Genomic DNA, 14,241 nt, shown 5'->3' with positions numbered 1-14,241 from the left:
CCTCACCCCAACCCACGCGCGACCAGCGGCCCGACCGCCTTGGCGACGCGGAGCGGCAGGCGCTTCCACACCGCGATCATCATCGCATATTTGGGGTTCAGCGGGTTTATCGCGCGCGGACCGTCGACGCTGCGGCTGGCATAGACGAGCCGACGCCCCTCGAACCCCCAATTCTTCTTGAAGGCGGCGGCACCGGTGCCGACCTTCGACCGGCCGAAATCGAAACTGTGGCAACCCCGCTCGCGCGCATGGCGCATCAGCGCGAAATACATCAGGTCGTTGGCGCGAAGGCCCCGCGCCTCGTGCGTGCCACCACCCCAATAGGGATAGACGGTGCCGCGATGATACAGGTTCAGCACACTGGCGACGGCGCGCCCGCGATGCCGCACGGTCAGGATATCGGCGTCGAGCCGGGCCATCGCCTCGCGAAAGAGTTTTGCGGGAAAGACCGGCGTGCCCAGGTTGCGCACCGATTCGGCATAGATATGGTAATGCTCGGCCAGCATCCGTGGGTCGCGGCCGGTCACGACCTCCAGATCCTGTGCCAGGGCCTTGCGAAGCTCGGCACGCTGCTTGCGTGGCACCGCCTTCATCTCGGACTCGTCATCCGCCGCGATCGGTCGGACGAAGCCGAGATAACTGTCGACGTCCGCCGTCCATCCGCCGGGCACAGGGCCGCCGCGCAACTCGACCGAGTCGATCCCCTGCTTGTTCGCCAATGCCCAGGCCGCGTCGGCCAGTGCCTCCACCCCCTCGCCCAGCACGCCGCCATCGACGCCGAAGCCGGTCGACACCATCGCCGCCCCGAATAGCGGCGAGCGGATCTCGCTCAGCGGCAGGACCCCGACGATCGCCCCGTCACGTTCGGCAATAAGATAATGCGCCTGCTGGCCGCACCCCTTCGCCCCCGCCAACAGCCAGCCGGTGCGGTGGAAGGGCGTACCCTCCGCCTGCCCCTCGACAAAGGCGTCGATCCGCGCGCACTCCGCCTCGCTCGCCAGATCGACGGCGCGGATCGTCGGCGACGGATAGATCATGCCGTGCGCGCCGCTTCCTCGGCCGCGACCTGATCGACCCGGCCCCAGTCATGTCGCCGGAGCAGGCCGCGCAACTTGCCCGCCATCGCGCCCAGCCGCGAATAATGGCGCACGCGCGAGCGCAAGGGCGCGTTCGCCACGCGCGGCTGGTCGGGATCGACCTCCCAGGGGTGGAAATAGAACATCGCGCCATGTCCGTCGCGCTGGACCTGCCCCACGGCGAAGTCGGTCAGCTTGGCAGGGAGCATCCGGAAAAAGCCGCCACCGGTCGCCAGCCGACGCTGGCCGAACTGCGCGACCGTTACCGGCAGTTCGATCAGCGCCGCATCCGCCAGCGGCCGCCAGGCATAGCGCGGCGATTCGGCCCAGCCATAATGGTCATGGCGCAACGGCGCGACGCTGGAGGAATAACGATACCCCGCCTCGGCCAGCACCGGATGCGCCCAGGGCGTACGGGTGTCGATCGAGAAGCTGGGCGCGCGATAGCCGGTCACGGCCTGTCCCCCCGCATCCTCAATCGCCGACTTGGCACGGGCCAGGTCGGCGCGAAACTGATCGGCGGTCATGGTGAAGACGCGCTGATGGTCCCAGCCATGGCTGGCCATCTCATGCCCGGCGGCAACGATCCGCCGGATCAGGCCGGGATGGCGATGCGCGACCCAGCCCAGCGTGAAGAAGGTCGCGCGTGTCCCCGTTTCGGCGAACAGCGACAGGACGGCATCGGTATTGGCCTCGACCCGGCTGTCCAGCCGATCCCAGTCGCCCTTGTCGATCGTGCGTTCGAACGCACCGACCTGAAACCATTCCTCTACATCGACCGACATGCCGTTGATCGGCCGCGTGTTCCTATTGCTCGCCGCCCCCGATCCGGGCGCCGCCTCAGGCGGCATGGCCCCAGGCCCCCGTTCGGATCGTGGTGGCGGCCTCACGACGGGCCTCGCCGCGATTGTCGATCTCGGTCCAGTCGACCAGCAGCGTCAGGACACGACGAAGCGCCGCCTCCTGCTGCTCCAGCCGTGCCTCGAGCTGGGCGACACGCTCTTGCAGCGCATTGTCGGACGGTGCGGGTGCAGGCGGTGCCTGCGGGGCTTCGGCAGCGACCGGTGCGGCGGCCTGAGGCTCGGGGATCGGGCGCAGCGACACCGGTTCGGGCGCGGGCGGCGGCGCGACCACGCGGTGGGTGCCGCGCGGCCCCGTCTCGGCCTCGGGCATGACCGGCGTGCGGGTGATCGGGTCGGACGGAGCCGGCGTCGGCATCGGCGCGCCGGCCCCGTTCAGGCCGGACCGCAGCGAGCCCCCCATCGGCGCTCCTCCACCGTTCGGTGCAGCGGAACCCAGCGTGCCTGCCCCAAACATCGCGCCGGGGCGCGGCGTCGCGGGAAAGGCCGACGGGGTCATGAAGGGCGCGGCGGGCTGTTGCGGTGCCGATGGCGCGGCGATCGGCTGCGGTGCGTTCATCGCCGACGCGGAGAACATCTCGGCAGGGTCGCGATCCACCAGACCACCCATGTCGGCGGCCATATCGGCGGCGACGCTTTCGACCGTGGGCTGGCCGATCAGCTCGACACCCTCGATCGCGGCCTGCAGCAGCACGCGACCGGCCAGCACGTTCAGGCGGCGCGGCACGCCGCCCGACGCGGCATAGAGCGCGTCGAAGGCGTCGGCGGCAAAATCGGGACGACCGGTCCAGCCCGCGACCGCCAGGCGGTGCGCGATATAGTCGGGGACCTCTTCGGGCTCCATCGGGTCGAGATGATGGATCGCGATGATCCGCTGGCGCAGTTGCTCGACGGCGGCCGAGCCCAGCAGGCGCTCGCGAAATTCGGGCTGCCCGACCAGCAGGATCTGGAGCAGTGCATGCCCCCCCGCCTGGAAGTTGGACAACATGCGCAGTTCCTCGAGCGAGGCGAGCGGCAGTGCCTGCGCCTCGTCGACGATCAGCAGGATGCGGCGGCCATCGCGCGCGACGCCGTTCAGCGCCCGCTCGATCGCGCCCAGCAGCGCGGCCTTGGTCAGCCCCTGCGCATCGACGCCCAGTTGCCCTGCGACGACGCGCAGCAGGTCGTGCGGTTCGACGGCGGTCGATACGATATGCAGGACGCGCAGGCGGCGCGTATCGAGCGTCTCCACCAGATGGCCGACCAGCGTCGTCTTGCCCGCACCGACATCGCCGGTGATGACGATAAAGCCCTCACCCTGCGCCAGGCCATAGCCCAGATAGGCCATCGCCTTGCCGTGCGTGGCCGTCTCGAACCAGAAACGCGGGTCCGGCGTCAGTTGGAACGGGCGTTCGCCCAGACCGAAATGGGTCTCGTACATCATCGTGCCTTTCGGCCGGTCAGAATTGATACCGTGCGGCGATCAGGGCCTGTGCCGACAGGGCACTGGTCAGATCGCCGACCTGGAAATGGTACAATCCAACCGACGCGGTTGTTCCGAGCCGTCCGAAGTTGCGGTAATAGCTGGCGGTCGTTCCCAGCGATACCACTCCCTCGGCCCCCGCCAACCTAGAGGCATAATAGTTAACGAAGCCATTCAGGTTAAGCCCCGAATTGGCGTCGAGGGCGCGACCGAAGAAAATCTGGGCGTAATAGCTCTCGTCGCTGGCGCCGGACACGATGATGCCGGGCACGTCGTCGGGCGCGAAGAGCTCGCGGTTACTATAGCCCGCGCCGAAGCCGATCGTCGACCGCCCGCGCGACAGGCTGGCCGTCGCGTTCACGCCGCGCGCGCGGTACACCGCCGTCTGGACCGATTGCAGCACGTCGTTCAGGCAGCCGCCGGGCGTGGTGCCGCCCGCCGAAAAGACGCAGCCGTTGAACTGCTGGGCGAAGACGTCGCGCGTCTCGATGAAATTGGTGGGCAGGTTCGCCAGACCGTTGGTCAGCTGACGGCCGAAGGTCTGGATGCCGTCATAGACATTGGCCTGCAGCACCAGGTGACGCGACGCCTGATACTGCGCCATGCCGGTGATGCTGAGCGAGCCGTAACGCTGGCCGACATGCCCCTCCACCGAGGTGCGGCGATTGGGGCGCCAGATCACGCCCGCATCGTAATAGACACCCTCGGTACGATAGGCGATGCGCCGCTGCCCGGCCGGGTCGGAGACGAAGCGGCCACGACCGTCAAGCACCGGCCGCCCCGCCGCATCGACCGCCGGGTCACGCTGGCTCGCCTCGATCTTTTCATAGCCCACCCCGGCGGTGAGCGCGACGTAGGACGAGATCGGCTTCAGCACGTCGCCGCGTACGAACCAGCCCTCGTAACGCTGCGAAAGCTGTCCGGCATCGTCACGATTATAGGCGGCGTTCAGCGACACGCCGACCGGCAGGAGCGTACCCGGCCTAGCCGACGCGCTGACCGAGGCGAGCTGGTTCCAGCTGTCGCTGAAATAGTCCAGGCGCGGCTGTCCGGGGACCAGGCCGCCAAAGCCCGGCGTGTCGGCCCGGTTAAAACCCAGCCGGTAATTGGCGCCGATCTGCACCGGCCCGGCGCGGGTCGTCAGCGACGGGCCGATATAGGCCGAATAGAGCTGGGAGATATTGCCGACATCGCCGACCAGCACACCGGGGGCGGCACCACGGATATCGGCGCGCGTCCGCGTCGCCAGCGCCCCGCCGTCCAGGCTGAGCGTGGGCGAGATGCGATAGGAGGCACGCGCCAGGCCGCTATGGATATCGCCGTCGCCCACCCGGTCGCCCCAGCCGAAGCGATGTTCGTAGCGATAGCTGATCTGCCCCTCGGCCCGCCGGGTCTGGACCTGCGCGTTCACGCCCGCCGCCAGCGAGGTATAGGTCACCGTGTCGCCGGTGTTCAGGTCGGCGTTGATCCCCTGCCCCACCTCGACATAGGGCAAGATGCGGGTCCGCTTCTGCTGGGCGACCGGCCGTGCGGGCTGGCCGCTCGCGGACGCGTCGCCCGGTGCCGGGTCGATCGCCGATGCCCGCGGAAGGCCGCCCTGCGCCTGCTGCGCCGTCGACACGGCCGGCCATGCGGCCATCGTGCCCGCCGCGACGATCAGCAGGGGGCGCGTCGCCGTCACTTCATCGCGTCCTTGCCGTTTCCATAGGCGCCGTAATAGCCGAACCGGCGGCTGCCGGGGACGAAGGCGACGCTGTTCAGCACCAGCTGGATATGTTCGCACGCATCGAGCAGTTCGACGGCGGCGGTCACCTCGCTCTCGGGCGTGCGGTCGGCGCGGACGACCATCATCACCTGCCCCGCCAGCATCGCCAGCACCGAGGCCGGGGACGCGGCCAGCGCGGGCGGCGAGTCGAAGATGACCAGGCGGCGCGGATTGGCCGACAACAGCCGTTGCAGCACATGGCGCGTCCGTGCCGAGGCGAGCAGCTCGGTATCGCTGGCGGTCCGCGTTCCGCAGGGCAGGACCGATAGATGCGGCACATCGGTGCGCATCACCAGCGACTCGACGTCGATGCTGGTATCCATCAGCGCGTCGAGCAGGCCCGGCCCCTCGACCAGGCCCAGCCGCCCCAGCACGTCGGGCTTAGCGACGTCGGCGTCGACCAGCAACACCTCGGTATCGCGCTCCGCCGCCAAGGACAGCGCCAGATTGACCGAGCAGAAGGTCTTCCCGTCCTGCGGCCGCGCCGAACAGACCAGCACCACCCGCGCCTTGTCCGCATCGCCCCCGGCGACCAGACGCTGGCTGGTGATGATCAGTTGGCGCTTGACCAGCCGGAACTCCTCGGCAAGCGGGCCGATCGGCGCGCCGGGCACGATCATGCCGTTTTCGGCCAGCATCGCCCGGTCGACCGTGGCGACGTCGGACAGGCCCGGATTATATTCGCTGGCCAAGAAGACGTCATCGTCGGGCGATGCCAGGAACTCGGCGGGAATACCGCTCAGGACCGGCACATCCTCGTCGTCCGGCGTCGCTTCGAACGAGGGTGCCTCGCGAGGCGGCATCGCGGCCGGGGGTGTCCGATCAACCGGGACGGCTGGCGGCGGCGTCCACGCCTCGGGCTGGCGTTCGTCGGCGTGACGGTCCGGTGCCTGTGCGGTGGACACGGGCTCGGGTGCCGCCCCACGCATATAGGACTGGAAATCGTAGATATTGGCCGCTCTTTCGAGCAGCGAGGGTTCCCGACGGGATTTGGGTGGTTTCACGTTTCCGTTCACGCGGCCAATCCCCGTTGCAGTAGCTCGATTGCCAACACCATCCCATAGGTCGCGCCGAGTGCCGCCGTCCCGCCGAGGAACAGTTTCAGCCGCCGCGCGCGTGCCGTGGACTGGCCGCGCGTGACGACCTCACCGATCGCACCGATCACCGGCAGGCCTATCGTGCGCTGGAGTGACTGGGGCGTGGTGAAGGTCTGGCGCAGCTTGGACAGGGCAAAGGCGGACCCGACACCCAGGCCCAGCCCGGCCAGGAACACGCCGGTCAGCAACAGGATGCGGTTGGGCGCGCTGGGCGCGCGGGGATAGGTCGGCGGATCGATCACGCTGAAACGCATCGCGTCGGTCTGGTTCTGCGCCTGTCCGCGCAGGGCGACCTGTTCGCGCTGGCGCAGCAACTGGTCGTAGCTGTCCTTCAACACCTGATAGTCGCGATCGTTCGCACCCTGCTCGGCGGTCTGCTCCGGATCGCTGGCCAGGCTGGCGTTCAGCCGGTCGAGATCGTTCTGCAACTGCGCCTTGCGGATCTTCAGACTGGCAAGCTGCGACTGTTTCTCGGCCGCCATCGACTGGAGCGACATATAGAGCGGATTGGGCGCGCCGCCCGCCCCGCCCCCGGCGGGCTCGGCCTTGGCCGCCGCCTGCGCCGCCGCCAACTGGCTCTTCAGCGCGACGACGTCGGGGTGATTTTCGGTATAGCCGCGTGCCCGCGCATCGGCGAGCTGGCCCTGGATCGTCGCCAGCCGGACATGCGCTGGGCCCGCGACCCCGCCGCCCTCGCCCACCGTGCGCGGCGTGCCCGCCAGCTGTCCCTGCACCGCCGCGACGCTGGACTGCGCCGCCGCCAGGTCGCTGTCGATCTGCGCCATCTGCGACCGCGCCAGGCCGATGCGGTCGGCGACCGTACCGCTGCCCGGCAGGCCGCCCATGAACTGGTTCTGGTACTGGGCGCGCTTGGTCTCGGCGATCTGGAGCTGCTTCTGGCGCTCGTTCAGCTGCTTGTCGAGAAAGGCCAGGCTCTGGCTGGTATTGTTGCGATCACCCAGCAGGTTGGACTCGACGAAGATGTCGATCAGCTTCTGCGCCACCTGCTGCGCCAGCTTCGGGCTGCCCAGCGTGACGGTCAGCTGGAAGACGGTGTCCTGCTGGTTCTCGATCTTGATCGCCTGCGACAACTGGGCGACGCGCGCCGCGACATCGGCGTCGCTCGACACCGTGGTGGCCAGGTCGGTGCCGCGCACCACCTTCTGCAGGTTGATCGCCGAGACGAGCGTCTGGCGCACGCGGTCGACCGATTCGGCCGCCCCGGTCTGGCTGGGGGCCATGCCGTCGGGCAGGATCTGCGTGTTCTGGACCGCAATGCGCGCGCGCGATTCATATTTGCTGGGAATCTGGGCGACGAACAGCCAGCCCCCGATACACACCGCCCAGGCCACCGCCAGCGCCAGCCAGCGACGTATCCAAATGGCATGGATGGCGATCCGGATCTCGTCCTGGATACTCGACACCTGCGATCCGCCTCAGAACATCGATTCGGGGATAATGATGACGTCGCCCGGTTCCAGCCGGACATTGGCCGACGAGTCGCCCTTGCGCAGCAGGTCGTTGATCTGAAGCGCATATTCGCGCTGCTTGCCCGTCTCGCGGTCGGTGCGGACCAGCTTGGCCTTATTGCCCGCGGCATATTGGTTCAGCCCGCCGACCGCGATCATCGCGTCGAGCAGCGTCATGTTGGCGCGGAACGGGATGTTGGCGGGCCGCTCGGTCGCGCCGACGATGCGCACCTGCTGGCTATAGGTGCCCGAGAAATTCTCGACGATCACCGACACGATCGGGTTGGTGACATACTCGGACAGCGCCTTCTTCATGTCGTCGGCCAGCATCGCGGGCGTCTTGCCGACGGCGGGCATGTCGTTGACCAGCGGCGTGGTGATGCGACCGTCGGGGCGCACCTGCACCTTTTGCGACAGGTCCGGGTTGCGCCACACAAAGATGTTGAGCGTGTCGAGCGGACCGATGACATATTCCTCGCCCGGCTGCTCCTTGCGCGCGACGAAGCCTGCCGAGGGCAATTCGGGCCGGGCCGGTCCCGTCGAGCAGGCGGTCAGCGTCGAGGCCGTGAGGCCTGCGAGCAACAGAAGGCGGGCGAACGATGCCATGCGAACGGATCTCCTGAACCTTTCGCGACCCAGGATACGGAGACGAAAGGCGAATTGCGCGCCGTCACCATGCCCGCCAAGAGGTGAACATAGCGTTATGCACGGCGGACCCCGCCGACATATTCGACCGCAGGGGGATGCCCCAGAAACGCCGCAGGGCTGGCAGAGGCTCCGTAAGCGCCCGCCAGGAAGATGGCGACGATATCGCCGACCTGTGCGACCGGCAGCGCGACACGGTCGCCAAGCCGGTCGAGCGGCGTGCACAGCGGTCCGACCACCGACACCGTCTCCGCCGCCTCCACGCCCATCGCATGGGCCAGCGCCAGGGGATAGTTGCGCCGGACGACCGTACCGAAATTGCCGCTGGCCGCCAGTTGATGGTTCAGCCCACCGTCGAGGATCAGGAAGGTTTCGCCGCCGCTCTCCTTGCGATCGACGATACGCGCCAGATAGACGCCCGCCTCCGCCACCAGCCAGCGGCCCAGTTCGATGGCGAAGCGGGTCTCGGCCAGGATCGCGGGCCGCGTCACCAAGGCCTGGTCGAGCGCGGCCCCCACCATCTCGATATCAAGCGACCGGTCGCCCGCGAAATAGGGGACGCCGAAGCCGCCGCCCAGATTGACGAGCGGCGGCGCGGCCCCGGCCTCATCGGCCAGCCGCGCCGCCAGCGCCAGCGTCGCTGCTTGCGTATCGGCGATCGCCTGGGGGTCGAGTGCCTGGCTGCCCGCATAGATATGAAAGCCGCGCCAGTCCGCCCCGGCCGCCACCAGCTCGCGGACCAGCGCGGGCACACGCGCGGCGTCGATGCCGAAGGGCGAGGGGCGCCCGCCCATCTTCATGCCCGATCCGCGCAGCTCGACATCGGGGTTCACCCGCACCGCCAGCCGCGGCACGACGCCCAGCCGCTCGGCAAGCCCGAGCGCGCGGCGTGCCTCGCCCTCCGATTCCAGGTTCAGCGTCACGCCCGCCTCCAGCGCGGCGACGAGTTCGCCGTCACGCTTGCCCGGCCCGGCAAAGCTGACCGGCCTGCCCAGCCCGGCGACCTTGGCCAGCTCGCCAGCCGAGGCTACGTCGAAGCCGTCGACCAGGCCCGCCATCGCCGCCAGCAGCGGCGCGAACGGATTGGCCTTGATCGCATAGTGCAGGTCGATCGCCGGGAACGCGGCGCGAAACCGCGCGACTCGCGCCGCGACGATCGCCGGATCATAGACGAAGACCGCGCCCTCGCTGCCCTCCAGCCACGCCGCCGCGCTCTGCCCGGCGATCGTCAGCATCCCGCGCTGGCCTGCGAATTCGGGCGGGATCGGGCCCATCGGCTTGGTCATGTCACATCCTTGTCGGCCAGCGCCCGGCGCAGCGCGGCGCGGTCCAGCTTGCCATTGGCGTTGCGCGGCAGCTCGTCGTGCCAGATCATCTGCGCGGGCTGCATGAAATTGGGCAGGTCGCGCTTCAGGCGTGCGCGCAGATCCGCCTCGCCCGCCGGGTCGCCCGCCAGGACCAGGACGATCGCCTGTCCCTGTCCCGCATCGGCGATACCGAAGGCCACCGCCTCCCGCGCCTCGCCCCCCGCCAGCGCGGCCTCCTCGACCTCCTGCGGGCTGATCCGGTTGCCCGAGACCTTGATCATCTCGTCATCACGCCCGACAAACCGCAGCAGCCCGTCGGCACCCTCGACCACCGTGTCCCCCGACCACACCGCGCGCGGCCAGCCGGGCGCGGGGCGGAAACGCTGCGCCGTCCGCTCGGCATCGCGCCAATAGCCCTGCGCGACGAGCGGCCCGGCATGAACCAGCTCGCCCGGCTCGCCCGCCGCCGCACGGCTCCCGTCGGGGCGCAGCACCATGATCTCGGCAAAGGGAATGGCGCGGCCGATCGCATCCGGATGGGCGTCGATCAGCGCGGGGTCGAGATAGGTCGAGCGGAACGCCTCGGTCAGGCCGTACATGGCGTACAGGTCGGCGGCGGGAAACAGGGTCCTCAGCCCGCGCACCATCCGCAGGCTCAATGCGCCCCCCGAATTGGTCAGCCGCCGGATCGAGGACACCGCCTCGGCGGGCCATTCGGTTGCGAGCAACTGGGTCCAGAGCGGCGGCACCCCCGCCAGCGTCGTCGCGCCGTGGCGGACCACCGCCTTCACCACGTCGCGCGGGGTCAGGTAATCGAGCGGCGCAACCGCCCCCCCGGCCGCCCAGGTCGAGAACAGCTGGTTCTGGCCATAGTCGAAGCTGAACGGCAGGACGCCGAGCACCCGGTCCTCCTGGGTCAGCCGCAGATAGTCGGCCACCGCCACCGCGCCGTACCAGAGATTGGCATGGCTCAGCATCACCCCCTTGGGCCGCCCCGTCGAACCCGAGGTATAGAGCAGCGCCGCCAGCGTATCGACATCGGCGGTCGAGCGGGGGAGCGCATCGCCCTGCCCCGCCTCGGTCACGAGCCGCACGCCGGCGGCCACGTCGCCTTCCTCCAGCGTCGAGGCGCGCGGAGGATGGGTCAGCAGCATGGCGGCGCCGCTGTCGGCCAGGATATGCGCGACCTGTGCGCGCTTGAGCAGCGGGTTGATCGGCACATGCACCAGCCCCGCCCGGGCCACGGCCAGCGGCATCAACGCGGCGATGCGCGTCTTGGGCAACCACATCGCCACCCGCGCACCGGGCACGAACGCCTGCGCCGCCAGCCACCCCGCCAGCCGCGCAACCGCTTCCTCCACCTCGACAAAGCTGAGGAATCCGTCGCGTTCGAGCAACGCCGGGGCATCGCCCGCCCCGCGCAGGACATGGTCGATCGGAGACGCGGACGGATCAAGGATCATCGCGCCATCTACAGGCGGGGCCAGGGGAAAGTCGAGCGGGGGGACGCTGGCTGACACGGCGCCCGCCCCAACGAACTCCCCTCCCGCAGGCGGGAGGGGCTGGGGGAGGGTTTGGGTCTCCGACGTTGTCCTCAAACCCGACGCCAATCCCGCCATGCGAAACATCTCATGCGGTGACGGAGAAACCCGCCGAGTCCCCTCCCCCAACCCCCTCCCGCCTGCGGGAGGGGGCTTTTGCGCCGCCCGGTCTCCGCCACCCGCTCACCCCACAGCCAAAGCCCCGTTGCCCAATGTCCCCCGGCGCACTAACGCTGTCGCAAACATTACAAACGACACCATAACAACGGACAGGGCGACAGGGTTTGGAACTCCAGACGAATGGACAGGTCGAGGCTGCGGTGCGCGGCGTGCTGGCCGATGTACTGGGCCTGTCGGCCGAACGCGTGGACGCCTTCGCGGCCGACACGCCGTTGTTCGGTGCCCTGCCCGAGCTTGATTCGATGGCGGTCGCGGGGGTCCTGACCGAGCTGGAGGATCGCCTGGGCATCCTGATCGAGGATGACGAGGTGGATGGCGAGATGCTGGAGACCTTCGGCCAGCTGGTCGCCTTTGCCGATGCCAAGGCGCGCGCTTGATCGACTATTATGACTGGCCTGGCGGGCGTGAGGCGATGTTGCGCTTCGGGCCTGCGCAGGGGCCGGTCGTGCTGGTCGCGCTTCCCTTCTGGGAAGAATCCAACCGGATGCGCGGCGTCGCGGTCGCCATGCTGCGGGATCTAGCCGATCGCGGGATCGGCGGCGCGCTGCCCGACTGGCCGGGCACGGGCGAAAGCCTGATCACGACCGAACAGGCCAGCATCATGCAATGGCGCGACGCGCATCAGGCGGCGGCCGAGGCGCTGGGCGATCGGCGCTGTTACGCCGTGTCGATCCGGGGCGGCACGCTGATCGACGGCTGTGCGCTGCTGGCGGGGCGCTGGCATCTCGCGCCGATGACCGGTGAGGCGGTCCTGCGCGACGTCATCCGGCTGCGCGCGGCGGCGGGCTTGCGCGGCGACGAGCATGGCCTGTTCGGCGCGGAGTCGCCGGTGCGGATCGCGGGCAACCGGGTGTCGCCGCATTTCCTGGCGGGACTGGCGGGGCTTCAGCCCTTCGAGCAGGAGGGCACGCCGCGCCGCGTCGTCCGGCTGGGCCATGACCGCGCGGCCGCCGACCGGCTGATCGACGCCGTTCCTCCCTGGCGCCGCGCCGAGCCGCAGGACGATCCCGCGCTCGCCACGTTGCTGGCCGACGACATCGCGGGATGGATCGCGTCATGCGAAGGCTGATCTCCTTTGCCTGCGAGGGCGCGACGCTGGTCGGTACGCTGGACGAGGGCACGAGGGACACCGGCCTGCTGATCGTGTCCGGCGGCAACGAGCCGCGCATGGGGGCGCATCGCGGACAGGCGCTGATGGCGGCGCATATCGCAGGCCGCGGCTTTCCGGTGTTCCGCTTCGACCGGCGCGGGGTCGGGGATAGCGAGGGTACGAATGGCGGGTGGGAGTCCAGCGCGCCCGACATCGCCGCCGCTGCCGCCGCCTTCGCCCAGACGACGGGCGTCGCGCATATCCTGGGTTTCGGCAACTGCGACGCGGCCTCCGCACTGGCGATGTTCGGCCCGGCGGCGGGGCTGGACGGCGTGCTGCTGTCCAATCCCTGGCTTGCCGACGAGCCCGATGCACTGCCCCCCGCCGCCGCGATCCGCCGTCATTATATGCGCAAGCTGGCCAGTCCGGCCGAGTGGCTGAGGCTGGCGCGCGGAGCGGTCGATCTGGGGCGATTGCGTCAGGGACTGAGCAAGATCGCCGCGCCGCCCGCACCGCTCGATCGGACCGCCGCGCCGCTGCTCAACGCGGTCGGTCGCTGGGGTGACGCGGCGACGATCATCGTGGCGCGCGGCGATGCGACCGGCGTCGCCTTTCGCGCCGCCGCGCGCGGGCACGGCTTTGCGATGCAGACGCTGGCGACGGACTCGCACAGCTATGCCGATGCGATGGACGCGCTGGAACAGGCCATTCTCGCCCGTCTGGCAGCCACGGTTTCCGACCAGTCGGGCGCATTGCACGACGGCAAAGCGGAACCGCAAAATAGCGCTTGATACGTTTTAAGATCGGGATTTTCGCCGGAACGCCTTCCTGCCCCGCCCATTGGTCGGGGCAAGGAGACACGGCTTATGAACGAACGCCCCAACCCGCCCCAGCCCGAACAGCAGCAGGACATGCCCGGCCTGACCGAGGCGATGGACCCGCGCCCCGATCATGGTGAACACAGCTATGTCGGCCATGGCAAGCTGACCGGGAAGATCGCGATCATCACCGGCGCGGACAGCGGCATCGGTCGTGCCGTCGCCATCGCCTTTGCCCGCGAAGGTGCCGATGTGGTGATCTCCTACCTGTCCGAGGACGAGGACGCCGCCGAGACCCAGCGGCTGGTCGAACAGGCCGGTCGCAAGGCGCTGCTGATCCCCGGCGATGTCAGCGATGCGGCGCATTGCCGCACCATCGTCGAGCGGACCGCCCAGACCTTCGGCCGGGTCGACATTCTGGTCAACAATGCCGCGCATCAGGCAAGCTTCCAGGCGATCGAGGACATCAGCGACGAGGAATGGGAAGTCACCTTCGCCACCAACATCCATGCGATGTTCTATCTGGTGAAGGCTGCGCTGCCGCACATGTCCGAGGGCGCATCGATCATCAACACGACCTCAATCAATGCCGACAAGCCGAACGAACAGTTGCTGGCCTATGCCACGACCAAGGGCGCGATCCACAACTTCACCGCCGGCCTGGCGCAGATGCTCGCCGATCGGAAGATCCGGGTCAATGCGGTGGCGCCGGGGCCGGTCTGGACGCCGTTGATCCCCTCGACCATGCCGCCGGAAGCCGTGAAGACCTTCGGCCAGCAGACGCCGCTGGGCCGGGCGGCACAGCCCGCCGAACTTGCCCCGCCCTATGTCCTGCTGGCCAGCGGGGAGGCCAGCTACATCACCGGCGCGACCATTCCGGTCACCGGCGGCACCCCCTTCCTCTGATCCTCCCGAAGGCGCGCGACATGCC

13 protein-coding genes are annotated in these 14,241 nt (G+C 69.1%); 4 read left to right on the top strand and 9 right to left on the bottom strand.

Features of this window, described 5'->3' with window-relative positions:
- Nucleotides 1-2 precede the first annotated feature (2 nt).
- The 9 genes from U1703_RS09960 to U1703_RS09920 form a co-directional block, all read right to left on the bottom strand.
- On the bottom strand, nucleotides 3-1,037 hold the full coding sequence (locus tag U1703_RS09960; RefSeq protein WP_332785564.1) for a FemAB family XrtA/PEP-CTERM system-associated protein: 1,035 nt from the start codon (nucleotides 1,035-1,037) through the stop codon (nucleotides 3-5).
- Nucleotides 1,034-1,861, bottom strand: coding sequence for an XrtA system polysaccharide deacetylase (locus U1703_RS09955; RefSeq protein ID WP_332785628.1), 828 nt, complete (start codon nucleotides 1,859-1,861; stop codon nucleotides 1,034-1,036). The genes U1703_RS09960 and U1703_RS09955 overlap by 4 nt, the downstream gene beginning before the upstream one ends.
- A gap of 55 nt (nucleotides 1,862-1,916) precedes the next feature.
- Nucleotides 1,917-3,356 (bottom strand): ExeA family protein, encoded by a 1,440-nt coding sequence (locus tag U1703_RS09950; protein WP_332785563.1) that lies wholly within the window; start codon nucleotides 3,354-3,356, stop codon nucleotides 1,917-1,919.
- A gap of 19 nt (nucleotides 3,357-3,375) precedes the next feature.
- Entirely contained in the window at nucleotides 3,376-5,079 is a 1,704-nt protein-coding gene (locus U1703_RS09945) for a hypothetical protein (RefSeq protein WP_332785562.1), read from the bottom strand.
- A complete protein-coding gene (locus U1703_RS09940) occupies nucleotides 5,076-6,167 on the bottom strand; it encodes an AAA family ATPase (RefSeq protein ID WP_332785561.1) in 1,092 nt (363 codons plus the stop codon). The genes U1703_RS09945 and U1703_RS09940 overlap by 4 nt, the downstream gene beginning before the upstream one ends.
- Before the next feature lie 8 nt (nucleotides 6,168-6,175).
- Nucleotides 6,176-7,684: an XrtA system polysaccharide chain length determinant gene (locus U1703_RS09935; protein ID WP_332785560.1), complete on the bottom strand. Its 1,509-nt coding sequence runs from the start codon at nucleotides 7,682-7,684 to the stop codon at nucleotides 6,176-6,178.
- A 12-nt stretch (nucleotides 7,685-7,696) separates the two neighbouring features.
- Nucleotides 7,697-8,335: an XrtA/PEP-CTERM system exopolysaccharide export protein gene (locus U1703_RS09930; RefSeq protein WP_320452023.1), complete on the bottom strand. Its 639-nt coding sequence runs from the start codon at nucleotides 8,333-8,335 to the stop codon at nucleotides 7,697-7,699.
- A 95-nt stretch (nucleotides 8,336-8,430) separates the two neighbouring features.
- Nucleotides 8,431-9,660: a pyridoxal-dependent decarboxylase, exosortase A system-associated gene (locus U1703_RS09925; protein ID WP_332785559.1), complete on the bottom strand. Its 1,230-nt coding sequence runs from the start codon at nucleotides 9,658-9,660 to the stop codon at nucleotides 8,431-8,433.
- The gene (locus tag U1703_RS09920; protein WP_332785558.1) at nucleotides 9,657-11,144 is read right to left on the bottom strand and encodes an AMP-binding protein; all 1,488 of its coding nucleotides are present in this window, start codon (nucleotides 11,142-11,144) and stop codon (nucleotides 9,657-9,659) included. Before U1703_RS09920 ends, U1703_RS09925 begins: the two co-directional genes overlap by 4 nt.
- Before the next feature lie 362 nt (nucleotides 11,145-11,506).
- Between U1703_RS09920 and U1703_RS09915 the strand changes: the two genes are divergently transcribed.
- The 4 genes from U1703_RS09915 (at nucleotide 11,507) to U1703_RS09900 (ending at nucleotide 14,216) form a co-directional block, all read left to right on the top strand.
- Nucleotides 11,507-11,779, top strand: a complete 273-nt coding sequence (locus U1703_RS09915) for an acyl carrier protein (RefSeq protein ID WP_332785557.1) — start codon at nucleotides 11,507-11,509, stop codon at nucleotides 11,777-11,779.
- Entirely contained in the window at nucleotides 11,776-12,471 is a 696-nt protein-coding gene (locus U1703_RS09910; protein WP_332785556.1) for an alpha/beta hydrolase family protein, read from the top strand. The genes U1703_RS09915 and U1703_RS09910 overlap by 4 nt, the downstream gene beginning before the upstream one ends.
- On the top strand, nucleotides 12,459-13,283 hold the full coding sequence (locus U1703_RS09905) for a hydrolase 1, exosortase A system-associated (RefSeq protein ID WP_332785555.1): 825 nt from the start codon (nucleotides 12,459-12,461) through the stop codon (nucleotides 13,281-13,283). The genes U1703_RS09910 and U1703_RS09905 overlap by 13 nt, the downstream gene beginning before the upstream one ends.
- Before the next feature lie 75 nt (nucleotides 13,284-13,358).
- Nucleotides 13,359-14,216 carry an SDR family oxidoreductase gene (locus U1703_RS09900; RefSeq protein ID WP_332785554.1) on the top strand — a complete coding sequence of 286 codons (858 nt, stop codon included), beginning with the start codon at nucleotides 13,359-13,361 and terminating at the stop codon, nucleotides 14,214-14,216.
- Nucleotides 14,217-14,241 lie beyond the last annotated feature (25 nt).

Origin of the sequence: Sphingomonas flavida, assembly GCF_036663655.1 — a bacterium.
Classification (GTDB): domain Bacteria; phylum Pseudomonadota; class Alphaproteobacteria; order Sphingomonadales; family Sphingomonadaceae; genus Sphingomonas.
Note: the sequence above shows the minus strand (reverse complement) of the source record. Positions and strands in the feature narration are given on the sequence as shown.